The organism is Kribbella sandramycini, assembly GCF_013131805.1.
GTDB classification, from domain to species: Bacteria; Actinomycetota; Actinomycetes; order Propionibacteriales; family Kribbellaceae; genus Kribbella; species Kribbella sandramycini.
Map to the genome: position 1 here is coordinate 1575442 of NZ_JABJRC010000001.1, position 22643 is coordinate 1598084.

The 22643-nt window shown below is 70.0% G+C and carries 19 protein-coding genes; 4 read left to right on the top strand and 15 right to left on the bottom strand.

What is annotated here, in order from left to right:
• Position 1 precedes the first annotated feature (1 nt).
• A complete protein-coding gene (locus tag HPO96_RS07025) occupies positions 2–778 on the bottom strand; it encodes a phytanoyl-CoA dioxygenase family protein (protein WP_171671995.1) in 777 nt (258 codons plus the stop codon).
• A 97-nt stretch (positions 779–875) separates the two neighbouring features.
• Between HPO96_RS07025 and HPO96_RS07030 the strand changes: the two genes are divergently transcribed.
• A complete protein-coding gene (locus tag HPO96_RS07030; RefSeq protein WP_171671997.1) occupies positions 876–1505 on the top strand; it encodes a helix-turn-helix domain-containing protein in 630 nt (209 codons plus the stop codon).
• Between the two features lie 15 nt (positions 1506–1520).
• Complete coding sequence (locus tag HPO96_RS07035) at positions 1521–2066, top strand: NUDIX hydrolase family protein (RefSeq protein WP_337796529.1); 546 nt, start codon at positions 1521–1523, stop codon at positions 2064–2066.
• A gap of 5 nt (positions 2067–2071) precedes the next feature.
• Here HPO96_RS07035 and HPO96_RS07040 read toward each other — a convergent pair whose 3' ends face one another.
• Positions 2072–2779 carry an SDR family NAD(P)-dependent oxidoreductase gene (locus HPO96_RS07040; RefSeq protein ID WP_171672000.1) on the bottom strand — a complete coding sequence of 236 codons (708 nt, stop codon included), beginning with the start codon at positions 2777–2779 and terminating at the stop codon, positions 2072–2074.
• A 101-nt stretch (positions 2780–2880) separates the two neighbouring features.
• Here HPO96_RS07040 and HPO96_RS07045 point away from each other — a divergent pair, with 101 nt between their 5' ends.
• A complete protein-coding gene (locus HPO96_RS07045) occupies positions 2881–3714 on the top strand; it encodes an MmyB family transcriptional regulator (RefSeq protein ID WP_171672002.1) in 834 nt (277 codons plus the stop codon).
• Here the strand turns inward: HPO96_RS07045 and HPO96_RS07050 are convergent.
• The 4 genes from HPO96_RS07050 to HPO96_RS07065 form a co-directional block, all read right to left on the bottom strand.
• Positions 3711–5708, bottom strand: coding sequence for a neutral/alkaline ceramidase (locus HPO96_RS07050; protein WP_238354709.1), 1998 nt, complete (start codon positions 5706–5708; stop codon positions 3711–3713). The genes HPO96_RS07045 and HPO96_RS07050 overlap by 4 nt on opposite strands.
• A gap of 84 nt (positions 5709–5792) precedes the next feature.
• Positions 5793–6779 (bottom strand): alpha/beta fold hydrolase, encoded by a 987-nt coding sequence (locus HPO96_RS07055; protein ID WP_171672006.1) that lies wholly within the window; start codon positions 6777–6779, stop codon positions 5793–5795.
• A gap of 85 nt (positions 6780–6864) precedes the next feature.
• Entirely contained in the window at positions 6865–10215 is a 3351-nt protein-coding gene (locus HPO96_RS07060) for a CARDB domain-containing protein (protein WP_171672007.1), read from the bottom strand.
• Positions 10216–10410: 195 nt separating this feature from the next.
• Positions 10411–12195, bottom strand: a complete 1785-nt coding sequence (locus HPO96_RS07065; RefSeq protein WP_171672443.1) for a DEAD/DEAH box helicase — start codon at positions 12193–12195, stop codon at positions 10411–10413.
• A 120-nt stretch (positions 12196–12315) separates the two neighbouring features.
• On the opposite strand from HPO96_RS07065, the gene HPO96_RS07070 reads away from it, so the two are divergent.
• The gene (locus HPO96_RS07070) at positions 12316–12579 is read left to right on the top strand and encodes a DUF3039 domain-containing protein (protein WP_171672009.1); all 264 of its coding nucleotides are present in this window, start codon (positions 12316–12318) and stop codon (positions 12577–12579) included.
• Positions 12580–12598: 19 nt separating this feature from the next.
• On the opposite strand, the gene HPO96_RS07075 is transcribed toward HPO96_RS07070, so the two are convergent.
• The 9 genes from HPO96_RS07075 to HPO96_RS07115 all read right to left on the bottom strand — a co-directional run bounded on the left by HPO96_RS07075 (position 12599) and on the right by HPO96_RS07115 (position 22604).
• Positions 12599–13156 carry a YqgE/AlgH family protein gene (locus HPO96_RS07075; protein WP_171672011.1) on the bottom strand — a complete coding sequence of 186 codons (558 nt, stop codon included), beginning with the start codon at positions 13154–13156 and terminating at the stop codon, positions 12599–12601.
• 7 nt (positions 13157–13163) lie between these two features.
• Positions 13164–13529, bottom strand: coding sequence for a VanZ family protein (locus HPO96_RS07080; protein WP_171672013.1), 366 nt, complete (start codon positions 13527–13529; stop codon positions 13164–13166).
• Complete coding sequence (locus HPO96_RS07085) at positions 13529–14959, bottom strand: NAD-dependent malic enzyme (RefSeq protein WP_171672015.1); 1431 nt, start codon at positions 14957–14959, stop codon at positions 13529–13531. Before HPO96_RS07085 ends, HPO96_RS07080 begins: the two co-directional genes overlap by 1 nt.
• Positions 14960–15024: 65 nt before the next feature.
• Positions 15025–16032 (bottom strand): substrate-binding domain-containing protein, encoded by a 1008-nt coding sequence (locus HPO96_RS07090; RefSeq protein WP_171672017.1) that lies wholly within the window; start codon positions 16030–16032, stop codon positions 15025–15027.
• A 13-nt stretch (positions 16033–16045) separates the two neighbouring features.
• The gene (locus HPO96_RS07095) at positions 16046–17032 is read right to left on the bottom strand and encodes an ABC transporter permease (protein ID WP_171672019.1); all 987 of its coding nucleotides are present in this window, start codon (positions 17030–17032) and stop codon (positions 16046–16048) included.
• The gene (locus HPO96_RS07100; RefSeq protein WP_171672020.1) at positions 17029–18552 is read right to left on the bottom strand and encodes a sugar ABC transporter ATP-binding protein; all 1524 of its coding nucleotides are present in this window, start codon (positions 18550–18552) and stop codon (positions 17029–17031) included. Before HPO96_RS07100 ends, HPO96_RS07095 begins: the two co-directional genes overlap by 4 nt.
• 72 nt (positions 18553–18624) lie before the next feature.
• Entirely contained in the window at positions 18625–19767 is a 1143-nt protein-coding gene (locus tag HPO96_RS07105) for a CaiB/BaiF CoA transferase family protein (RefSeq protein ID WP_171672022.1), read from the bottom strand.
• A 54-nt stretch (positions 19768–19821) separates the two neighbouring features.
• Positions 19822–20784 carry an alpha/beta fold hydrolase gene (locus tag HPO96_RS07110; RefSeq protein WP_337796530.1) on the bottom strand — a complete coding sequence of 321 codons (963 nt, stop codon included), beginning with the start codon at positions 20782–20784 and terminating at the stop codon, positions 19822–19824.
• Positions 20781–22604: a hypothetical protein gene (locus HPO96_RS07115; protein ID WP_171672023.1), complete on the bottom strand. Its 1824-nt coding sequence runs from the start codon at positions 22602–22604 to the stop codon at positions 20781–20783. Before HPO96_RS07115 ends, HPO96_RS07110 begins: the two co-directional genes overlap by 4 nt.
• Positions 22605–22643 lie beyond the last annotated feature (39 nt).

Genomic DNA, 22643 nt, shown 5'->3' on the forward strand with positions numbered 1-22643 from the left:
CTCACCTTATGTCATGTCCAACCGCGGGGAAGTGCGGGTGGTTCAACGTTGCACCGGGCTCCAGACCGAGCCCGTCGGTGACCACGTGGCCGCCGCCGGTGTACGTCGTCGCGGCGTCGATGTAGATCGTGACGTGCGCGATCCGCGGATCGTCGGTCACATTCGGCGTCGCGGAGTGGGCCAGGTGGGCGTTGTGGAAGGTGCAGTCGCCGGCCTGGAGCGGGATCGTCAGCCGCTCCTCCCAGCGCAGGTCAGGGGCGACCCGGAAGAGGTCGTCCCGGTCGGCGAGGTCCTGGGCGCGCAGTCCCTGATGCCGGTGCGAGCCCGGGATGAACGTCATACAGCCCTTCTCGACCGGTACGTCGACCAGCGCGACCCAGGCCGACAGCGAGTGCCGCGAGCTGCTGTGCGGCCAATACGGCGCATCCTGGTGGAACTCGGTCGCCGCGCCGTTGTTCGCTGGTTTGATCAGGAGCTGGTCGTGCCAGACCCGCAGCGGGACTCCGGCCAGCGCGGTCGCGACCCGCGCGAGGTTGGGGTGCAGGGTCAGCTCGCGGAGGACGTCGTGATCGCGCCAGACGTTGACGTACTGGTTGAAGATCGCCGAGCCGCCGGCGTAGTCGGTCGCGATCCCGCTCGCCTCGCTCGCGGCGTCCCGGAACCGGGCGGCCTCCGCGGTGGTGAGCACGTTCCGGACCCGGACGACGCCGTCGCGGCGGTAGGCCGAAATGGCCGCTTCGTCGACGGTCGCGGCGGGCGTAGGGTCGGTGGTGGTCATCGGGCCACTCCTCGAAATCCGTTGGCAGCAGGCAGTTCCACCTTTGTCGCCGGGGCTCGACGGCGGCCAGACGATCCTTGACCGGTGGTTGACTGAAATGCACAAGATCCTGACCAGCGAGGTCTTCCCCGACGCCCGGCTGCCGGTCGCCGAGGAGCTGATCGAGCTGTCCGCGGACGTCGCTCCGCACAGCCATGCGTTCTTCGAGATCGCGATCGTGGTCGCGGGCGCCGGCGTCCACGTCTCGGCGGACGGAGCACGCCCGCTGGAGGTCGGGGAGGTCGTCGTCCTGCGGCCCGGTCAGTGGCACGGGTACTCGGAATGCTCCGGGCTCGTCGTCCGCAATGCCTATCTCGGGGCGGATGTGTTCGGGCTGCTGTCAGGCGCGACGTCGCGGACGGCGCAGCATCCCGCCGTCCAGCATGCGATGCGGTTGCTGGAGGCGGATCTCACCGCGGGCTGGACGCTCGGCCGGCTCGCGGCCGCGGTCAACCTCGCCCCCGGCTCGCTGGTCCGGCTCTTCGGGCGGACGGCCGGCGTCCCTCCGATGGCCTTCCTGAACCGGCTCCGGGCCGAGCGCGCAGCCGGTCTGCTGATCGAGACCGAGCTGCCGATCGGCTCGATCGGCGCGCTCGTCGGCTGGCCCGATCCGAGTCACGCGACCCGGCGCTTCCGGGCCCATTTCGGTCTGAGTCCAACCCGCTACCGAGAGGCATTTCGGCCGTAAGCAAAGATGTGCCTTGTGACTTCTGTGCGCACGCCTGACCCGAACCCTGGCTGGCTGTCCGACCTGGCTCTGCAGGAGACCCGTTCGCGGGTCCCGATCCTGTACGTCGAGGCCGTTCCGGCCCGCGTCGACGAGCGCGGGCACATCGAGCACGTGGGTGTCCTGCTGCGGGGCTCGGCCCAGACCAACCAGATCGTCCGGACGCTGGTCTCCGGGCGCGTCTTCCACGGCGAGTCGATCCGCGACGCGCTCCAGCGCAACATCGAGAAGGACCTCGGCCCGGCCGCGTTCCCGCGGCTCCCGGTCAGCCCGGTCCCGTTCACGGTCGCGGAGTACTTCCCGCTCCCGGGTCTGACGCCGATGCACGACCCGCGCCAGCACGCCGTCGCGCTGGTGTACGTCGTCCCGGTCACCGGCGAGTGCAACCCGCGCCAGGACGCGCTGGAGCTCACCTGGCTGACCCCGGAGGAGGCGCTCTCGCCGTCCCTCCTGGGCGACCTCGAAGGCGGCCGCGGCCAGCTCCTCAAGCAGGCGCTCGCCTGGTCCGGGGTCCTGTTCTAACTCCGCTACCAGGGGAGTCGGCCGGCTTCGGCGTACACCTCACCGGTTGGCCCGTCCGCAGCGAGCGTGGCCAACCGGACGGCTACGGCTGCGCCCTGAGCCGCCGTGCGACCGGCGTCCCAGCCGCCCATGTCGGTGGCGCAGTTGCCGGGGTCGGCGGCGTTGACCAGGATGCCGCTGCCGCGGAGCTCGTTGGCGAGCATCACGGTGACCATGTTCACCGCCGCCTTGGTCGAGTTGTAGCCGAGTGTCCGGACCGTCGACATCCGGGACGCCGGGTCGCCGACGCTCGTGAACGACGCCAGCTCGGTCGACATGTTCACCACCCGGGCCTGCGGCGCCTTCCGCAGCAGCGGCAGCATCGCTTGGGTCACCCCGACCAGCCCGACCACATTGGTCTCGAACCCGTCCCGTAGGACGCCAGGGGCAATGTCCACGACCCCTGCGTCGCCCGCCGGGATGATCGCCGCGTTGTTCACCAGCACGTCCAGCCGCCCGTACTCCGCCGCGATCGCGGCTGCCGCCTGCTCGACGGACTCCGGATCGGTCACCGCCAGCTGGATCGCCGTCGCACCGACCTCCTTCGCGGCCGCCTCGCCCCGCGCGAGATCCCGCGACCCGAGCAGCACCTCGTACCCGGCGCCCACCAGCTGCCGAGCGATCTCCTTGCCAATGCCCTTGTTGGCGCCCGTCACCAGCGCAATCTTCGTCATGCCGTCCAGGTTGTCGGCCCGCAGACGGCCGTGGCAGAGCGAGCCGACCCTGGGACCGGCAGTCCCTGGTTACCGCTCCCCCGCACTGCAACCATGGAACGGTGGATCGCGCACAACTGGCCGACTTCCTCCGCGTACGCCGGGAGCGGCTGACGCCCGCCGACGTCGGCCTCCCCGCCGGGCTGCGGCGCCGGACGCCGGGCCTGCGCCGCGAGGAGGTCGCGAGCCTCGCGACCATGTCGACCGACTACTACACGCGCCTCGAACAGGGCCGCGGCCCACACCCCTCCCGCCCGGTCCTGACCGGCCTCGCCCGCGCCCTCCGGCTGAACGACGACGAACGCGCCCATCTCTTCCGCCTGGCCGGCGAGCAACCTGGCCCGCCCCCTGGTCCGCCCTCGACCGTCCGGGACGGCGTCCTGCGGATGATGGACCGCCTCGACGTCCCCGCGATCGTCCTCGACGCGAAGTACGACGTTCTGGCCTGGAACCGCCAGGCCGCCGCCCTGCTCACCGACTTCTCCGCCCTGCCGCCGCGCGACCGCAATCTGCTCCGCCAGCGCTTCCTGCACGGCGACCAGGCCGACCGCTTCGGCCGCGACGCGACCCGCGAGTTCGCCCGCGAGGCCGCCGCCGACCTGCGGGCCGCGGCCGGCACCTACCCGGACGACCCTGCCCTGGCCCAACTCATCGCCGACCTGCAGGCCGGCAGCCCCGAGTTCGCCGATATCTGGTCCCGGCACGAGGTGGCCCGCCAGCAATCCCTCTGCCAGACCGTCCTGCACCCCGCCGTCGGCCGGATCGACGTCATCTGCGAAGTCCTGCTCGTCCCCGACCGCGACCAGCGCGTGATCCTCTACACCGCCGAGCCCGGCTCGGAGTCCGACCAGGCCCTCCGCCTTCTCGACGTCATCGGCACCCAAACGCTGAGCTAAGCCGTGATCAGGAACGGGCTGCTGACGCAGGTGAACCCGGTGATCTTGCCGGTCAGCAACTGCTTCCAGGCGCCATGGTGCACGATCCGGTACTTGCCGGGCGGAGTGTCCGCCGGAACGTCCCAGACGATGTCGGCGCGGGACTCCGCCCCGAACGTCCGGGTCCAGTGGAACTTGGTCGCCCAGTCCCCGTCGTCGGCGTACCGGACCCAGCCGCCGTCCACCGCGCGCTGGATCTCGAAGAAGGTTCCGTCCCGCCGGAGATCGTTCTTCGGGTGGCCGGTCACGAATCCGGCCGTGACCTGCTGACCACGCTGATAGGCCGGCTTCGGCGCGGTCAGCACGTCACCGAACTTCTTCAGCAGCGGCGGCCCGTCGGCGACGACGCCAGGCTGGAAGTTGACCAGCTTGCCGCGCAGATCGCGCGGCGTCGGCCCGTGTGGAACACCGGCGCCCGACTTCATCGCCGCCGCGAGTTTCGCGAACTCCTGCTGGTACGCCGGCAACGTGTAGCGCCCGAACAGCGTCGACGCGCCTTCGTACTGCTGCGAGTCGTACTCCTCCGGCGTCGTCACGTACTGGCTGTACGCGTTGGCATAACCCTGGATCAGCACCTGATCGACCGGGACGCCGAGCTCGGCGGCGACCGTCCGGCGCAAGCGCAGACCGGCGACGATCGTGACCTCGGCCGGTACGGCCACCAGGTACAACTGGCCGATCCGGACGAGCTGCAACGGCAGCACCTCCGGCACCCAGGGGTACGGCTTCATCGCGCCGAACGGCACGGCGATCACCTTCGGCGCGTGCGCGTCCGCGAGCGCCTGCGGGATCGGGGCGTCCGCCCCGCCGAGCCACTCGATGAACGGATTCTTCACCCCTTCGGGCAACGGCAGCCCGGGCCCGTCCTCGGTGCTCCCGGCCAGCATCGAGACGCCGATCGCCGCCGTACAGGTGCGCTGCGGCCGGCCGCTCGGCGTGTAGCGGCCGTCGACCGCGACATCGGCCAGGTTGACGTAGCACATCCGATAGTCGATGCCGCCGGCAACAACTTCGTCCGCGGCGGCGAAGGCCTGCCGGCCGGCCTGGAACTGCAGGTCGCCGATCGTCCGGGTGTTCTCGACCTCGGTCTCCGGAGTACCGGGTTGCAGGTTCAGGTTCGGTGACATGTCGCCGCTGTTCGTCTGCGCGAACGCGGCGACGAACCCGGGCGCGCCGTCGAGATAGCGGACGCCGGCGTGATCGTGCTCCCACGCATAGGCGGCGTACCCCTTGTTGTCACTGCTGATCAGGCGATTGCCGTTGCTCATCGACGTGGCGTGGGTGGCGAACCAGGTGATGGCGCCGACGTCCCGGGCGCCCTGGCGGAACCGCAGCACGGTCACCGCCGGGTCGATGGCGGCCGGGAAGTGCGCCTTGTCCGGGTTGCGGTCGAAGGCGACCCGGGACCGGTTCACGCTCGCTCCGGTCAGCTCGGTCCGCCCGAGCGTGATCGAGCCCGGCGCGAGGTTCGCGTGCGCCCGGTCGATCGCGTCGACGATCCCGCTGACCACGGCGTCGTACACCTGCTGCTGGAACCCCAGGATGGCCAGGTCGTAGGCCGCGTAATGCGAGTCGCCGCCGCACGCGGCGTGCGTGTGCGTGGCGTTGAGCAGCACGTTCTGCTCGGTGTACAGGCCGCCGTACTTGCGGGCCAGCTCGCGGAGGACGCCTTGGTGGACCGACTGGAAGATCGCGCCGAGCTCGGCGGTCACGAACGCGATCCGGCGGGTTCCGTCGTCGACGACGTACGCGCGCGCCCGCGTCCGCAGGTGGATGCCGGCGGTCTGCTGCTGCGGCATCGAGTAGCCCATCATGCCGTTCTCGGCGGCCGGCCCGGTGACGTCGCCGAGCCCGACGCCGACCCGCAGCCCACTCGCCGCGGCCGCCGGCCCGGCGGTCAGCCCAGCAGCGAACGGCGCGGCGACAGCTCCGGCCAGCACATGACGACGACTCAACGACATAGCGACCCCCGGGGCGAAGGTGAGCAAACTTCACGTTTCGCCGGACTGTACGCGCCGCCGACGGGCGCGGGCAAGGGCTCAGCCCCGTGCGGCAGCCTGTTGCACGCGGGTGACGAGCGCGTCGATCGCGGCGGCCACCTCGGCGGGATGCGAGATCAGGGTGAGGTGCCCGGCATCGGGAATGATCGTGGGTGCGGGCGCGCCGATCCGGGTTGCGGTTTGTTCTGCGGAGCCGCCTTGGTTGTCGAGGGCACCGAAAACGACGGAGGTCTCGAGCGGCAGGGTCTTGAGGGTGGCGAGGCGGTCAGGGCTGACAGCGGGGATGCCGGTGCCGTTGAACATCTGCCAGAGGGCTTGTTCGGCGCCGGGGATGCGGTAGGGGCGAGTCCATTGCCGGACTTCGTCGTGGGTGAGCTGGGCGCACTTGCGGGCGCAGGCGTCGTCGTAGATGCGGCGGATCAGGCTGTCCGAGCCGAGGACGAGGCGAAGCGCGGTGGTTCGGTACGGCTCGACGATCAGGGTGCGGACGAGCTGCTCGGGCGGGCCGCCGCCGGGGAGCGGGAGGGCGTCGCCGTCCAGGAACATCAGGCCGGCGATCTTGGCGGGTTGTTCGAGGGCGGCCGCGGCGATCACCCCGGCGCCGAGCGAATGACCGACCAGGATCGGTTTCGGTTGCCCAGGGCCACCGAGTTTCATCGCGTCCAGGAAGCCGAGCAGCTGAGCGGTGAGATGCTCGATCGTGTACGGCGCCTTGCGCTCGCTGTAGCCGTAGCCGGTGATGTCGTAGGCGTAGACGCGGTGCTTCGCAGCCAGCAGCGGCACCAGCCTCGACCACGTCTCGACCGCTTCGGCGGAGCCGTGCACGAGCACGATCGGCGTCCCCGTCGTCCCCCAGGAGTCGTACCTGGTCTGCAGATCCGCCGTCCGGACGAACTTCAGCCCGGGCGGCGGCTCGGCCCGCTCACGGGTGGCGAAGTTGTAGGTCAGGGAGGCTCCGGTGAGCACGAGCCAGATCACCACCAGGACGACGAAGATTCGCCGCAGCACTCGCACCAACCGCTTCACAGGCTCAAGTCTGGCGGATCGCTTCAAGGGGTGCGCCCCCGCACCCAGGTGGCTGGGTGCGGGGGCGCGGATCACCGGGGCGGGGCTACTGCCCGGTGAAGGTGAAGGACGAACCCGGTTCCTTGAAGATGTCGCCGTCGCGAGAGTTCGTGACGACCACGTTGGTCAGGACGGCGTTCCCGCGGGCGCCGCCCATCGCGAGGATGCCCGAGCCGTTGTTCGACTTGTCGATCCGGATGTTGGTGAGCTGGACGTTCGGCATCTCACCGCCGCCGGTCTTGAACTGGATCCCGTCGTACGTCGAGTCGTGGATCTCGGTGTCGCGGATCGTGACACCGGGGATCGGCAGGTTCGACGGGAACAGCGTGATCGCGCCGAACTCCTGGTCCTCGTTCCAGAACGCCCCGCCGCAGCGGTACAGGCCGTTGTTCGCGATCAGCGTCGTCCCGGAGAACGGCAGCGGATCGTGATCGGTGGCCAGCATGATGCCGGGGTAGTTCATCGTGTCGTAGATCAGGTTGTTCTCGATCTTGTTGCCGTAGCCACCGTAGATCGCGATGCCGTTGGCGCGCCAGGGCAGTTGCACGGTGTTGTTGGTGAACTGGTTGTCGTGGCCGATGTCGACCGACTGGTCCTTGACGTACTTGCTCGCCCAGACCGCCAGCGCGTCGTCGCCGGTGGTCCGGAACGACGAGTTGAACACCTTGGAGTTGCGGCTGCCGTTGGCGAAGTTGATGCCGTCGGCATAGGTGTTGCGGATCCGCATCCCGGAGAACTCCAGCCCGTCGGCCGGGCCCCACAGCTCGGGGATGTTGTCGTAGTCGCGACCGACCCAGGCCCCGACGTTCGCGTGCTCGATCCAGACGTTGCTGATCTTGGTGCCGGTGCCGAACCGGCCGTTCAGCGCGACACCGCCCTCGGCGTTGCCGTCGCCGCCGCGGATCCGGCCGGAGCCGAAGATCGCGATATCCGACAGCTGCACGTTCTTGTCGATGTCGAAACCGAAGTTGCCTTCGTGCGGGTGGTTGATCCCGCCGGCGTTCTGCGGCTCGATCGTCGAGTACAGCTGCGAGTACCACATCCCCGCGCCGCGGATCGTGGTGTTGCTGATCCCGACCTGGTTGAACTGACCCCGGTTCAGCGGGTCGTCGGTGAGGATCTTCTTCTCCTGCCGCCACTGGCCGGCCGGGATCCAGACGCAGCTGATGACGCCGTTCTGGTCGTCGGTGACCGCGCGCTGGATGGCGTCGGCGTCGTCGATCCCGTCACCCGCGATCGCGCCGTACTGGGTGATCGACGTACAACCGGCCGGCTGGCTGAGCGCCGGGGCGACCTGCTCGAGGTCGATCGAGTCGATGATGTAGAACGACGCGCTGTCGCCGGCGTCGCGCTGCAACTTGAACTTGGTGCCGGCTGGGTAGGACTGGTTGAGCAGCGCGTTCGACTCGTCGAAGAGCCGGCGCGCGTCACCGCCCGGGGTATTCGTCAGCGACTCTGGACCGTCGCTGTTGCCGTACAGCCAGCTGAATCGCGAGCTGAGGTTGAGTTTCTGCTTGAAGGTTCCGTTGACGTACAGGCTGATCGTCGCCTCGAGCCCCTGCCCGTTCGCGGAGTCCGGGATCGAGTTGCGGACGACGATCGAGTTGGTCGGCACGGTCGAGGTGAATTCGACGTACTGGCCGGTCGAGTTCAGCCGGACCGACGAGCGGCCGGAGGACTCGGTGGCGAAGTTCGTGTGACCGAAGGTGCGCAGGGCGTCGGTGGTCAGCACGGTGCCGTTGTGCGCGGCGGCCTCCGCCTCGTACGACGTGTACGGCACGGCGGCGCCGCGGCCGACCACGATCGCCCGGGTGAAGGTGTTGTTGTTCTCGTTGGTCTCGGCCACCGCGTTCGCGGCGTCCGCGGTGGCGACCAGGTTGGCGCCGCCGTTGGTGGCGGTCCAGGTGCCGGAGATGGCGACGGTCGCGGAGGCGCCGGCGGCGATCGTGCCGGTGGCGCCGTTCAGGGTGGTGCTTGCGACGGTCAGCCGGGTGGTGCTGGCCGCGGCGGCCGAGGTACCGCGGTTGTTGACGGTGACCGTGAACGAGACCGCCTGACCGGGCGCCGGGTTGGCCGGGTTCGACGTGATGCCGGTGACCTGGAGGTCCGGCCCGGGAGCCTGGGCGACCTGGAGCTGAGTGGTCGCTTGGAGGGTGTTGTTGTTCTCGTTCTGCTCGGTGACGGTGTTGCCGGAGTCGGCGACGGCCGCGACCGTGTAGCTGCCTTGGGCCCGGGTGCCGACGTTCGCAGTGACCGTGGCCGAGGCGCCGGCGGCGAGCGCGCCGACGGACGCCGTACCGGCCACCGTGCCGCCGACGACGAAGTTCAGGCTGCTGGCCGGGGCGGCGGCGGTGCCGTTGTTCTTGACCGTCGCCGAGAGCGTGATCGGCGTGGTCTCGGACGGGCTCGCCGGTGACCAGTCGACCGCAGTGACGACCAGGTCGGGGTTCGGGGCGGCTTGGCCGAAGACCTGCAGCTCAGCGACCTGGCCGCCAGGGGCGCCGGTGTTCGAGAAGACCTGCAGCCGGACGTCGGCGTACCGGCCGGTGACCGGGATCGTGACGGTGTTCTGACCGCTGTTCGGGTTGAACTGGTAGTCGGCGCGGGCCTTGATCGAGGTGAACGCGCTCGACGCCTGCTCGCGGGCGAGCACCTCGATGTTCTGCGTCCGCGGACCCCAGATCGGGTCCGGGTTCAGTTTGACCACGACCGAGCTGAGGTCGGCGTTCGAGCCGAGTTTGACGGTCAGCGTGGCTGGGAAGCCGTTCGACTCCCAGTAGGTGCCGGTGTTGCCGTCGTTCGCGTTGGTCGCGACGAACGAGTGCACCGAGGACGACGCCTCGATCGCCTTCCCGGAGGCGAGGTCGGTCCCGGTCGGCGGTTCGACCGGCCCGCCACCAGGCCCGGCCAGGTCGAACTCCGACAGTTGCGCGGCCGGCCACCCCGTGTTGGCCGTGAACGTCAGGCGCACGTAGCGCGCCGAGGTGGCACTGAAGTCGATCGTGACGACGTTACTCCCGCTGAACGAGTACGCCGTACTGCTGACGACGGTGTTGAACGAGGTGCCGTTCGCGCTGCCCTGAACGGTCAGCGTCTGGGTGCGCGCGCCCCATCCGGCCGGCAGTTTCAGCGTCACCTGGTTGACGTCCGTGGTGGCGCCAAGGTCGGCCTGGATCCACTGCGGGAACGCGTTGTTGCTGCTCTCCCAGTACGTGTTCTGGTTGCCGTCACCGGCGTTGTTGGCGGGGTATCCCCCCACCGAGCTACTCGCGGACAGGGTCTTCGCGAGGTTCGCCGTAACAGCCGCAGTCGCCGCGGGCACCAGCCCCACCGCAACCACCGCCGCCACCAGCAACCCCACCAGCACCCGGCGGACAGGCCTTGCTTTCCCTTGCATAAAGGGCTCCTCCGTCAGAGGGCGGACAGACGGACAGCACCGTGCACTCTACTTTTTTCAAGACATTGCCAATTTCTTGCAACACGGTCCTCGCATGTTGCAACACCCGGTCAGCCACGTCAACAGCTCACCGCACGCAAAAACACCCCATCCAGAATCTGGATGGGGTGTTCGGCCTGCCGGCTGCGGCGCCTGTTACGCCTTGCGTTGGGTGGCCCAGTCGCGGATCAGGTCGATGCGTTCCTTGAGCTGGACGGAGGAGGCTTGGGCGGCGGCGGGGCCGCCGAGTTTGCGGCGGAGGTCGGTGTGGATGACGCCGTGCGGCTGGCCGGTGCGGTGGTGCCAGGCGGCGACCAGGCCGTTCAGCTCGCGGCGCAGAAGGGCGATCTGCTCGTGTGTGGCCAGCTCGGTGGGGGTCGGGTCCTCGCGGCCTTCGGCGCGTTTGGAATTGCGCTTCTGCGCGGCGATCGACTTCGCCTGCCGCTCGCGGAGCAACTCGCGGACCTGGTCGGGCTCGAGCAGACCGGGCAGGCCGAGGAAGTCGAGCTCCTCCTCGGAGGCGTTGTCACCGCCGGTGCCGTAGTCACCGCCGTCGAACACGACCCGGTCGAAACTCGCATCCGACCCGAGGGCCTCGAACTTCGCGTCCAGCTCGTCACTCGCGCCTTCGGCCTCGTTCGCCTTCTTCAGCAGGTCGTCCTCGAGGGCGAAGATATCGCCGTCCTCGTTGTTGTTCTTCCGCCCGAGGACGTGGTCGCGCTCGACCTCCATCTCGGCGGCGAACCCGAGCAGCCGCGTCACCGACGGCACGAACACCGACGCCGTCTCCCCACGTTTGCGGGCCCGGACGAACCGGCCGACCGCCTGCGCGAAGAACAGCGGCGTGGACGTCGGCGTCGCGTACACCCCGACCGCCAGCCGCGGGACGTCGACGCCCTCGGACACCATCCGGACGGCGACCATCCAGCGCGAGTCGTCGTCGGAGAACTTCGCGATCTTCTTGCTCGCGGCCTTCTCGTCCGACAGGACGACGGTCGGCGCCTGCCCGGTGATCTCGCGCAGCGTCTTCGCGTACGCGCGGGCCGTGTTCTGATCACCGGAGATGACCAGGCCACCGGCGTCCGGCATGTGCCGGCGCACCTCGGTCAGGCGCTTGTCGGCGGCGTTCAGGACGGCGCCCATCCACTCGCCGGTCGGATCCAGCGCCGTCCGCAGCGCCTGGGCCGTGAGGTCCTTGGTCAGCGGCTCGCCGAGCCGCGCGGCCACCTCGTCACCGGCCTTCGTCCGCCAGCGCATCTCACCGGAGTACGACATGAAGATGACCGGCCGGACGACGTGGTCACGCAGCGCGTGCCCGTAACCGTACGTGTAGTCGGCCTTGCTCCGGGCGTGCCCGTCCGCGCCGTGCTCGTAGGTCACGAACGGGATCGGGTTGTCGTCGCTGCGGAACGGCGTCCCGGTCAGGCACAATCGGCGCGCGGCCGGCTCGAACGCCTCCCGCACCCCGTCACCCCAGCTCAGCGCGTCACCGCCGTGGTGCACCTCGTCGAGGATCACCAGCGTCTTGAACCGCTCCGTCCGGACCCGGAACGCGAGCGGATTCACCGCGACCCCGGCGTACGTCACCGCGACGCCGGTGAAGTCCTTGTTCGTCTTGCCCCGGCGCCCGGCGAACGCCGGATCGATCGCGATCCCGGCCCGGTCGGCCGCCTCCGCCCACTGCACCTTCAGGTGCTCGGTCGGGGTGACCACCGTGATCCGCTCGATCTGCCGCCGGTGCAGCAGCTCCGCCGCCACCGTCAGCGCGAACGTCGTCTTACCGGCGCCAGGTGTCGCGACGGCCAGAAAATCCCGCGGGTTGCGCTCCAGGTACAGCGACAGCGCCTCCGCCTGCCAGGCCCGCAGCTTGCTCGCGGTACCCCACGCAGCCCGGTCCGGATAGGCCGGAGGAAGCACGCCCGACCCGCCAGGCACGTGCATTTCCACAGGCGGCACTCCCCCGATCGACGACAAGTAAGCCGTGCAGGAACGTTACCCGACATCACCGACAGAACAGATTCGCCGCCCCCGGGAACCGCTGCGGCGACATACACTCGGGGGATGAGCACGCAGTTGAGCCCGGGCGCCGATACGGTCGTCGACGAGCGGACGCAGCCTTTGGAGGGCGGGGACCACGAGCGGTTCTCGCACTATGTGCCGAAGGACAAGCTGACCGAGGCGATGGTGATGGGGACGCCGGTGGTGGCCCTGTGCGGGAAGGTGTGGGTGCCGAGCCGGGATCCGCAGAAGTTCCCGGTCTGCCCGGAGTGCAAGGAGATCTGGGAGTCGATGAACCCGGGTGACGGGGACGGCGACGGTCAGTAGCCGCCGAGCGGCCCCGCCGTCAGTTGTGGGTGGGGTCGTCGGGGTAGGTGGCCAGGTAGGCGAGCTGGTCGCCCTGGCGGCGCAGGACGCGGCGCCAGAGGGTGTCCGGGTCGTGACCGAAGACGTCCTCGGGTTCGGACTCGACGACGTACCAGGCGCCCTCGGTGATCTCGCCCTCCAGCTGGCCGGACGACCAGCCGGCGTACCCGGCGAAGATCCGCATCCGCTGGATCGCGCCTTCGAGCAGCGCGGGCGGGACGTCGAGGTCGACCAGCCCGATCCGGCCGAAGCACTCCCGCCAGCCCGGCGGGTCGGCGGATTCGATCACCTCGGCGACGGCGAGCGCGCTGTCGGTGCCGACCGGGCCGCCCATGAACAACACGCCCGGCTCGTCGACCGCGGTCGACCAGTCCGGCAGGACGCGGTCGACGGCGAGGTCGGCCGCGCGGTTGATCACCACGCCGAGCGCGCCGTCGTCGTCGTGATCGAGGAGCAGGATCACCGACCGGCGGAAGGGCGGCTCGTCGAGCAACGGGGTCGCCACCAGGAGCGAGCCGGTGAGGGTCGAGACCGTCATACCCCCATCATGTCGTGCCCGCCGACCGGCGCACCACGGCCCACCCCGCCCAGGCCCCCACAGCAACCCCGATCAGGTCGGCCAGCGCGTCGAAGACGTCGCCGTCGCGGTGCGGCAGCAGGTAGTGCTGGACCAGCTCACTGGCGACCGTGTTGGCCACCAGCGCGACCAGCAGCCACCGCGCCGGTACGCCGACCTTCAGCCCGGTGAACGCGACCGCGGCGAACAACCCGAAGTGCGCGATCTTGTCGATCCCCGGGAACAGCTCCTCCGGCCCCGGCGATCCCGGTGAGTAAACGCCGTACAACTGCAGTGCGCAGGCCACCGCGAAGGCGGCCCGCCACACCCACACCGAACTGGCTGTGGCGGTCATCAGAGCGCAGGCGAGTCGTCCGGGAAGACCTCGCTCGCGGGCGCCTTGCCGCCGGCGGCGTCCCGGACGGCGTGCGCCACGCGCGTGTGCACCTCGGGGTGGAAGACGCTCGGCACGATGTACGTCGCGTTCAGCTCCTCGTCGGTGACGACGCCGGCCAGCGCCTTCGCAGCGGCCAGCTCCATCTCGATCGAGACCTTCGAGGACTGCGCGTCGAGCAGACCGCGGAAGACGCCCGGGAAGACCAGCACGTTGTTGATCTGGTTCGGGTAGTCGCTGCGGCCGGTCGCGACGACGGCGGCGTGCTCACCGGCCGCGGCCGGGTCGACCTCGGGCGTCGGGTTGGCCAGCGCGAAGACGATCGAGTTCTCGTTCATGGTGGCGATGTCGGCGCCGGTCAGGATGTTCGGCGCGGAGACGCCGATGAACACGTCGGCCCCGGCCAGCGCGCCCTTCAGGTCGCCGCTGTACTGCGCGGCGTTGGTGTTCTCCGCGATCCAGCGCAGCTCCGGCGACAGGCCCTCGCGCCCGCTGTGGATGACGCCGCCGATATCGGCGACGCAGGTGTCCTTCACCCCGGCCGCGATCAGCAGCTTGAGGATCGCCGTCCCGGCCGCGCCCGCGCCGGACAGCACCACCTTCACCGCGCTGATGTCCTTGCCGACCACGCGCAGCGCGTTGTACAGCGCGCCGAGGACGACGACCGCCGTCCCGTGCTGGTCGTCGTGGAAGACCGGGATGTCGAGCTCCTCGCGCAGCCGGGCCTCGATCTCGAAACAGCGCGGCGCGGAGATGTCCTCCAGGTTGATCCCGGCGAAGCCCGGCGCGATCGCCTTGACGATCTCGACGATGGCGTCCGGGTCCTGGGTGTCGAGGCAGAGCGGCCAGGCGTCGATCCCGGCGAACCGCTTGAACAGCGCGGCCTTGCCCTCCATCACCGGCAGGGCGGCCTTCGGCCCGATGTTGCCCAGGCCGAGCACGGCCGAGCCGTCGGTGACCACGGCGACCGTGTTCCGCTTGATGGTCAGCCGGCGCGCGTCGTCGGGGTTGGCGGCGATCGCCAGGCAGACCCGGGCCACGCCCGGGGTGTAGATCATCGACAGGTCGTCGCGGTTGCGGATCGGGTGCTTGGCCTCCATCGAGATCTTGCCGCCGAGGTGCATCAGGAAGGTCCGGTCCGAGACCCGGCCGATCTCGACGCCCGGGACGGCGCGCATCGCCTCGACCAGGCGGCCCGCGTGCTCGGTGTCGGCGGCGGCGCAGGTGACGTCGATCCGCAGCCGCTCGTGGCCGGACGCGGTCACGTCGAGCGCCGTCACGAGGCCGCCGGCCTGCTCGACCGCGGTCGTCAGCTTGCTCACCGTCGAGCCGCCCGCGGGCACCTCGAGGCGAACGGTGATGGAGTACGAAACACTCGGCAAGGCAGTCACGCGGGTGATCCTCTCATGTCACTGGTAAGCCGCCGGAGTTCCGTTCGTAAAGTGCATGAAAGGGGTCAGCCGGCCGGGTTTTCCCGGGCGTAGGTCTGCGCGGCGTTGGACTTGTCGATCAGGCGGGTGGGCAGGACCTGGGACTTGGGGACGGCGGCGCAGTCGATCAGCAGCTTCCGGGCGGCGGCGACGGCTTCCTTGCCGTTGGTGGGGTAGGTGAAGGTGGCGCTGAGCCGGCCCTGTTCGACGGCTTTGATCCCGCCGGACGGGATCGGGAGGGCGTCGATACCGATGAACTTGATCGACTTCTCCCGGCCGGCGGCCTTGGCGGCCAGATAGGCGCCTTCGGCCATCGGGTCGTTGTGGGCATAGACGACGTCGATCGCGGGGTTCGCCTTGAGCAGGGCGTCCATCTGGGACTGGCCCTTCTCGCGGAGCCAATCGCCGTCGGCCGCGGCGATGATCTTGAGCTTGGGGTTGGCCTTGATGGCGTCGGCGAAACCCTGGTGGCGTTCGGCCTGCGGAGTGGCGCCGGCCAGCCCCTTGAGCTCGACGATGTTGCCGCCGTCCGGGAGGAGCTGCTCGGCGACGTACTTACCGGCCTCGGAGCCGATCTGGACGTTGTCGCCGCCGATGAACCCGGTGTAGGCGTCCCCTTCGACCTTGCGGTCCAGGACGATCACCGGGATGCCCTTGTCGAAGGCCTTCTTGACGACGGCGGTCAGCGGTTTGGCCTCGTTCGGGCTGATGATCAGCAGGTCGATCTGCTGGGTGATGTAGTTCTCGACGTCCGCGACCTGTTTGGCGTTGTCCTGCGCGGCGTCCGCGAACTTCACGTCGAACTGCGGCACCTCCTTGGCCGCCGCGCGAATGTCGTCGTCCATCCGCTGCCGGTACGGCTCGGCGACGTTCGCCTGACTCATCCCGATCGTGTACTTGCCGTCGGCCCCTTTGCAGGACTTGGCGGCGCCGTCCGACGGGCTGCCGCCGGTCCGCTCACTGGTGGTGCCGCAACCCGCGAGAACCACCGCGGCGACCGCGGCACAAGCCAGCGGGATCTTCACAGAGCGCATGGGAAACCCTTCCTCACGAAGCGGGGCGGAGCCGTTGCAGCGCGGCCGCCGCAACGATCACCAGCCCCTTGATCAGGAGCTGGATGTTCGAGTCGATGTTGTTCAGGGCAAGGATGTTGTTCAGGACGCCGAGCAGCAGCGCGCCGGCCACCGTCCCGGCGACCGAGCCGCGCCCGCCGGCCAGGCTGGTCCCGCCGATCACCACCGCGGCGATCGCGTCCAGCTCGTAGCCGATGCCGTCGTTCGGGCTGCCCTGGTTGAGCTGGACGGCGTGCACGATGCCGGCCAGCGCCGCGAGCAGCCCGCAGATCGCGAACACCGCGACCTTCACCCGGACCACCGGCACGCCGGACAGCCGCGCCGCCTTCTCGTTCCCGCCGACCGCGTACAGATGCCGGGAGAACGCGCTGACCCGCAGGAACACGATCGCCGCGACCGCGACCACCGCGAAGATCAGCACCGGGATCGGCACCAGCCCGCCGAACGTCCGCTCGCCGAGCAGCGCGAACGACGCCGGCGCCTCGTTCGGCCCGTCGCCGTACGCGATCGCGACGCCCTGGCCGTCGGACCAGATCCGGGCCAGGCCGCGGGCGATCTGCAACCCGGCCAGCGTCACGATGAACGACTGGATGCCGATCATCGCCGTCGCGGCCCCCTGCAGCGCGCCGAAGACCAGCCCGATCACGAGCACCAGCAGGACCGACGGCAGGAACCCCCAATCGCTTTCCACCATCAGCACCGCCGACCCGACCGCCGCCAGGCCGAGCATCGCGCCGACCGACAGGTCGATCCCGCCGATCAGGATCACGAACGTCATCCCGACCGCGATGATCCCGATCTCGGAGACCGCGCGGACGACATTGGCCAGGTTGTCCGCGCTGACGAACAGGATGGCGCCGTTCTTCCGCGGCGAGAAGATGATCGCCGCGACGACCACCGCCAGCAGCCCGAACACACTCTGGAACCGGAACAGCGTCGCGACGACGGAGTTCTTGGTCACTGCAGTTCTCCCATCGCCGCGGCCAACAGCTCACCTTCGCCGGAGTTCGCCGTACTGAACGACGCCACGTCCCGCCCGTCCCGCAGTACGACGACGCGGTCGCACACCCCGACCAGTTCCGGCAACTCCGACGATGCGAGCAGGACGCCGAGCCCCTGCCCGGCGAGCTCGCCCAGTAACCGGTAGATCTCCGCCTTCGCCCCGACGTCGACACCCCGCGTCGGTTCGTCCAGCAGCAACAACCGCGGCTCGGTCAGCAGCATCCGGCCGAAGACGACCTTCTGCTGATTCCCACCGGACAACGTGCCGACCTCGTCCTGCAGCCGGCCGAACTTGAGCCGCATCCGTTCCGCCATCCCGACGGACGCCGCCCGCTCCTGCCGCCGCGCGATCACGCCCAGCCGCCCGTACGCCGGGAGACTCGAAACCACCGTGTTAGCCAGGATCGAATGGAACAGCACGAGCCCCGACGTCCGCCGATCCTCCGGCACCAATCCGATGCCGTGGGCAAGTGCTTGGCGCGGGCTGCGCGGCCGGATCTCCTTACCCTGCAGGAAGATCCGTCCCTCTACAGCTCCGCGCGGCGCCACGCCGTACAAGGTCTCGAGCAGTTCCGTCCGGCCCGCGCCGAGCAGGCCGGCCAGGCCGACGATCTCCCCGGCGCGAACGGTCAGCGAGATCCCGTCCGGGTCGCGGCGCCCGGGCCGCGGCCGGCGCGCCGTCAGCTTGAGGCTCTCCACGCGCAGCACCTCGGCGCCGGTGTCGGTCTCGGCCGTCGTGAACATCGTCTGCACCGGGCGGCCGACCATCGCCTCGACGACCTCCGCCGTGCTGAGGGCGCGCGGATCGAAGCTGGTCACGACCTCGCCGTTGCGCAGCACGGTCGCCCGGTCGGCGATCTGGGCGATCTCCTCCATCCGGTGCGAGATGTAGACGATGCCGACGCCGGCCCGGCGGAGCTCGCGGATGACGTCGAAGAGGCGCTCGACCTCGGCCGTGGTGAGCGCCGAGGTCGGCTCGTCCATGATCAGCACGCGGGCGTCGAGCGAGATCGCCTTCGCGATCGTGACGAGCTGCTGCTCCCCGACCCGCAGCTCGCCGACCGGACGCCGCGGGTCGAGCCGCACACCGCTGCGCGCGAGCAGTGCGCGCGCCGAGCCCTCCATCCGGCGGCGATCGACCGTCCGCAACGGCGTCCGCAGCTCGCGGCCGAGGAAGATGTTGTCCGCGACCGACAGGCCCGGGACGAGATCGAGCTCCTGGTGGATCATCGCAATCCCGGCCGCCTGCGCGTCGGGCGGGCCGCTGAACCCGACCGGCGTCCCGTCGATCTCGATCTGCCCGTCGTAGTCGGTGACGTCACCGGACAGGATCCGCATCAGGGTCGACTTACCGGCGCCGTTCTCGCCGAGCAGCGCGTGCACCTCCCCCGCGCCGAGCGTGAAGTCGATCGCCCGGCACGCCTGGACACCGCCGTACCGCTTGCCGATCCCGACCATCCGGACCAGGGCGCCGCCCATTGCACCTCCCGCGAGCAATCGATTTCCCGGACGCTAGACCGGTCCGGGCACGTCGTCAAGGGGGCGGACCGCCTACTCGGCCAGCCACTCCCGGACCGCGTCGTTGTGCTCACCCAGCCGCGGTGGCGGGACGTTGGTCTCGCGGGCGCCGGCGTACGGGAGGTCGTCGAACCGCAGCGGCGGGCCGGGGAGCTGGATCGAGCCCAGGGCCGGGTGCTCGACATCGATCAGCAGACCTTGGGAGCGGGTCTGCTCCCATTCGTAGACCTGCTGGAGATCGCGCACCTTACCGGCCGGAATCCCTTGCCCGGCCAGGGTTTCCAGCCACTTGTCGGCCGGGGCCTGCGCGAACGCGGCCTCGATCGCGGCGATCAGCTCAGCGCGGTTGCCGACCCGATCCGCGTTGGTCGCGAACCGCGGGTCCGCCGGGTCGAGCCCGACGATCGGCGCGAACGTCCGCCACTGCCCTTCGCTGCCGACCGCGACCTGCACGCTGTCGTCCGCCGTCGCGAACATCCCGTAGGGCGCGATCTGCGCGTGGTGGTTGCCGATCCGCCCGGGCACCTGCCCGGCGACCGTCCACTTCGTCCCGTGGAACGCGTGGACGCCGACCATCGCGGCCAGCAGACTCGTCCGCACCACCCGGCCCTTGCCGGTCACCGACCGCTCGTGCAACGCGGCCAGCGCGCCGTACGCGGCGTACATCCCGGCCAGCAGATCCGCGATCGGGACACCGACCTTCGTCGGCTCGCTCTCCCCGGTGACGCTCATCAGACCACCCTCGCCCTGCGCGATCTGGTCGTACCCGGCCCGGCCGCCCTCCGGCCCGTCGTGCCCGAACCCGGTGATCGAGACGACGATCAGCCCCGGGTTCAGCTCGTGCAGCCGCTCGACCGAGAAGCCCAGCCGGTCCAGCACGCCGGGGCGGAAGTTCTCCAGCAGGATGTCGGCCCGCTGCACGAGTTCGGTCAGGAACTCCTTGCCCTCGGCGGATTTCAGGTCCGCGGTGACGGACTCCTTGTTCCGGTTCGCGGACAGGAAGTACGTCGACTCCCCCTCGACGAACGGCGGCCCCCAGCCGCGGCTGTCGTCGCCGCCGTCCGGGGTCTCGACCTTGATCACCCGGGCGCCCAGATCCCCGAGCATCATGCCCGCGTGCGGCCCGGCCAGAGCCCGGGTCAGGTCCACCACGACGACGTCTGAGAGCAGCTGCATGCCTGTGAGGTTATGCGGTCAGCTCACCCCGCGGAGCGAAATGAGACTGATCCCTCAAGCCACCTTGCGCGCCAGCGACGCCAGCCGATGCGTCACGTCCCGCGGCCGCTCCTGCGGCAGCATGTGCCCGGCGCCGGGGTACATCCACAGCCTGGCACTCGGCAGTTCGGCGGCGATCCGGTTCGCATGCCGCGGCGGCAGCAGCCGGTCCCGCGTCCCGTGCATGATCTCCACCGGGATCTGATCCAGCACCTTCAGGGCGTGCGCCCGGTCGTGTTGCAGGATCGCCTCGAAGAACCCGCTGTACGAAAGCCCCGGCAACAACGCGAGCCCCCGCAGGAAGACGTCGATCTCGGCGGGGTCGGCCTTCTTCCCGAACACCACCTGCCGCAAAGCAGGCCGCTGGAGCAGAGCGGCGGCCTGAGCCCGCCGCCTCGCGGCAACTGCCGTGGTTGTGGCTGCGGCCTTGGCTGCGAGGCGTTCCACTCTCCGGTCCACCCGGGTGCCTACGACCCGCGCGATTCGGGGGGCGACGCGGACGGCGGCCGGCTCGAAGCGCGGCGGGATGCCGAAGGCGCCGCGCGCGGCCTGACCGGACGAGGTGCTGACGAGCACGGCCGCTTTGATCCGCGAGCCGAACAGGTCCGGCCGCTTGTCGGCCAGCTCCATCAGCGTCATCCCGCCCATGGAGTGGCCGGCGTACACGACCGGCCCGTCGCCGACGGCGTCGTCCAGCACGGTGACCAGGTCGTCGGCGAGCTGCTCGATTCGCAGTGAGCCGACGGGGGCGGCGTCCGAGCGACCGTGCCCGCGGTGGTCGTACGTCACGACGCGGACGGCGGTCGCCCCGAGGATGCGGGGTAGCTCCGCGACCTGGTTGTGCCAGGAGTCGGTGGAGCAGGTCCAGCCGTGGACGAGGAGGACCGTGACCGGTGCGGTGGCCGGTCCGGTGGTCTCGACGTTCAGATGGATGCCGTCGGTGGTGGTGACCCCCGACCGCTCAGCCTGAATTGTCACGCAGTCTCCCGTTCCCGTTCGCCGGCGGCCAGATGGGCGGCGCGGAGGCGCCCACCCCGGGCGCCGCGGCCGACCAGCCAGGCGATGCCGGCGATCTCCAGCAGACCGACCACACCCAGCAGGGCATAGCCGCCGTTCCACATCCATCGTGGCACGTCGGTGCGCTCTTCGCGCCGCAACGTCTGCTGTTCGTTGACGAACTCGACGGTCTGCCCGTCCGAGACCTGGATCGCGGGCTTCTCGATCGCGGCGTCCTCCGGCGCGTACACCCACATCGCGACCATGTCGCGCTGCCCGGTGTGCAGCCGGATCATCGACTTCCACTTGCCGTACATCGGCAGCGCGCCGGTGGACCGGTAGGTGCCGTCGGCAAGCTTCTCCATCGGGTGCAGGATCCGGCCGCCGCCCTGCCAGGCGAGCGCCTCGAACCAGCGCGCGTCGTCCGCGGCGGTCGCCGGGTCCAGCTTGACGGTCACGTACGCCGTCGGCTCGGCGCCGGTGGCGACCCGCTCGAGGGAGACCGTCGCGGTCACGCCCGGCTCGGCCGATCGCGGCACGCAGAAGAAGATGATCCCGACGACGGCGACCAGCCCGATCGCGCCGTACTGATGAGTCCGCCGGATCGCCAGGGGCCGCGTACTGCGGACGTCGGTCGATCGCGGCTCGCCCGCGACCTCGGCGTACCGGGTGGCCAGCCAGGCCCCGACGAGCCCGGCGCCGGCGCCGACGAACAGGCCGAAGCCGAGCGCGGACGGCAGGATCGACGACGGCCAGGCGATCGGCATCCAGACCTGGCTCCAGGCGTACTCCGCGGTGACGCCGACGGTCCCGATCAGGGCGCCGGCGACCAGACCGAGCCGGAAGCGGTTCTTGTTGCCGAGGGCAAGGGCGACGGCCTCGACCAGGATCGCCTCGACGATCAGCAGCGGGAAGTGGCCGAGGATCTCGCCGAGCGGCTGGTCGACCGCCCAGGCGATCCCGCCGCGGACGGCGAGGTAGATCGCGAGCGCGCCGAACGTGACACCGGGCCCACGGCGGGCGCGGAGGATCGTGAACGCCATCGCCGCGCCGAACGCGATCAGCAGCGGGTGCAGGATCAGCGGGAACTGCGGAACGCCGTAGTTGAACTCGGTGCTGAACAGGTCCCACGCGATCAGCAGGGCGCCGACCGACGCGATCTCCTGGAACAGGCGGCGCTTGTTCGTCCCGAGCAACTGCTCGACCTCGGCGACGGCGAGCAGGCGGGCGAAGATCGAGAAGACCACGCCGCCGATCATCAGCAGGTGGGTCGGGCCCCAGAGCGTGACGTCCTCACCGAAGAGCCGGTGCCAGGTGTCGTCGAGCGGGAAGCCGACCAGCGCGAACGTGCCGCAGACCAGGATCAGCGCCGCGCTGCACGGGATCCGCCAGCTCTTGGTCAGCTTGATCGTGCGGGCCGGCAGCGGCTTGCCCGCGAGCGCGATCGGCAGCACGCCGGTCACGATCACGCCGAGGATGCCGAAGAAGATCGGGTAGTGGGCCGGCGTCCCGAACGGGCCGGTGTCGCGGCCCTTGTCGATGTGGACGGCGATGTCCCACCAGACGCCGAACGCGCAAGACAGCAGCGAGACGACGTGCAGGTAGGGCGACAGCGCGGCCCATCGGGGGACTCCGTCCAGTCGCCCGATGGTGTCCGCGAGCCTGCCGACGAGTGTGACGCGCCCCGTCCGCTCTCGCCAGAGGAAGACGGCCAGCGCGACGTACAGCAACCCCACCACCCCGGTGACGATCGCGATCTGATCGAACGACGCCGTACCAGTGGTGGCTAGCGGGATCGCCATTTGCCGCTCCTTCGGGACATTAAGTATGCGCCATGGCAG

Excerpts from the sequence above, each read along its gene's own strand:
- HPO96_RS07040 (WP_171672000.1), bottom strand. The coding sequence starts at position 2,779 with ATGACGAAGATTGCGCTGGTGACGGGCGCCAACAAGGGCATTGGCAAG.
- HPO96_RS07105 (WP_171672022.1), bottom strand. The coding sequence starts at position 19,767 with ATGCAGCTGCTCTCAGACGTCGTCGTGGTGGACCTGACCCGGGCTCTG.
- HPO96_RS07075 (WP_171672011.1), bottom strand. The coding sequence starts at position 13,156 with ATGACGGTCTCGACCCTCACCGGCTCGCTCCTGGTGGCGACCCCGTTG.
- HPO96_RS07115 (WP_171672023.1), bottom strand. The coding sequence starts at position 22,604 with ATGGCGATCCCGCTAGCCACCACTGGTACGGCGTCGTTCGATCAGATC.
- HPO96_RS07030 (WP_171671997.1), top strand. The coding sequence starts at position 876 with ATGCACAAGATCCTGACCAGCGAGGTCTTCCCCGACGCCCGGCTGCCG.
- HPO96_RS07100 (WP_171672020.1), bottom strand. The coding sequence starts at position 18,552 with ATGGGCGGCGCCCTGGTCCGGATGGTCGGGATCGGCAAGCGGTACGGC.
- HPO96_RS07060 (WP_171672007.1), bottom strand. The coding sequence starts at position 10,215 with ATGCAAGGGAAAGCAAGGCCTGTCCGCCGGGTGCTGGTGGGGTTGCTG.
- HPO96_RS07070 (WP_171672009.1), top strand. The coding sequence starts at position 12,316 with ATGAGCACGCAGTTGAGCCCGGGCGCCGATACGGTCGTCGACGAGCGG.
- HPO96_RS07080 (WP_171672013.1), bottom strand. The coding sequence starts at position 13,529 with ATGACCGCCACAGCCAGTTCGGTGTGGGTGTGGCGGGCCGCCTTCGCG.
- HPO96_RS07025 (WP_171671995.1), bottom strand. The coding sequence starts at position 778 with ATGACCACCACCGACCCTACGCCCGCCGCGACCGTCGACGAAGCGGCC.
- HPO96_RS07065 (WP_171672443.1), bottom strand. The coding sequence starts at position 12,195 with ATGCACGTGCCTGGCGGGTCGGGCGTGCTTCCTCCGGCCTATCCGGAC.
- HPO96_RS07090 (WP_171672017.1), bottom strand. The coding sequence starts at position 16,032 with ATGCGCTCTGTGAAGATCCCGCTGGCTTGTGCCGCGGTCGCCGCGGTG.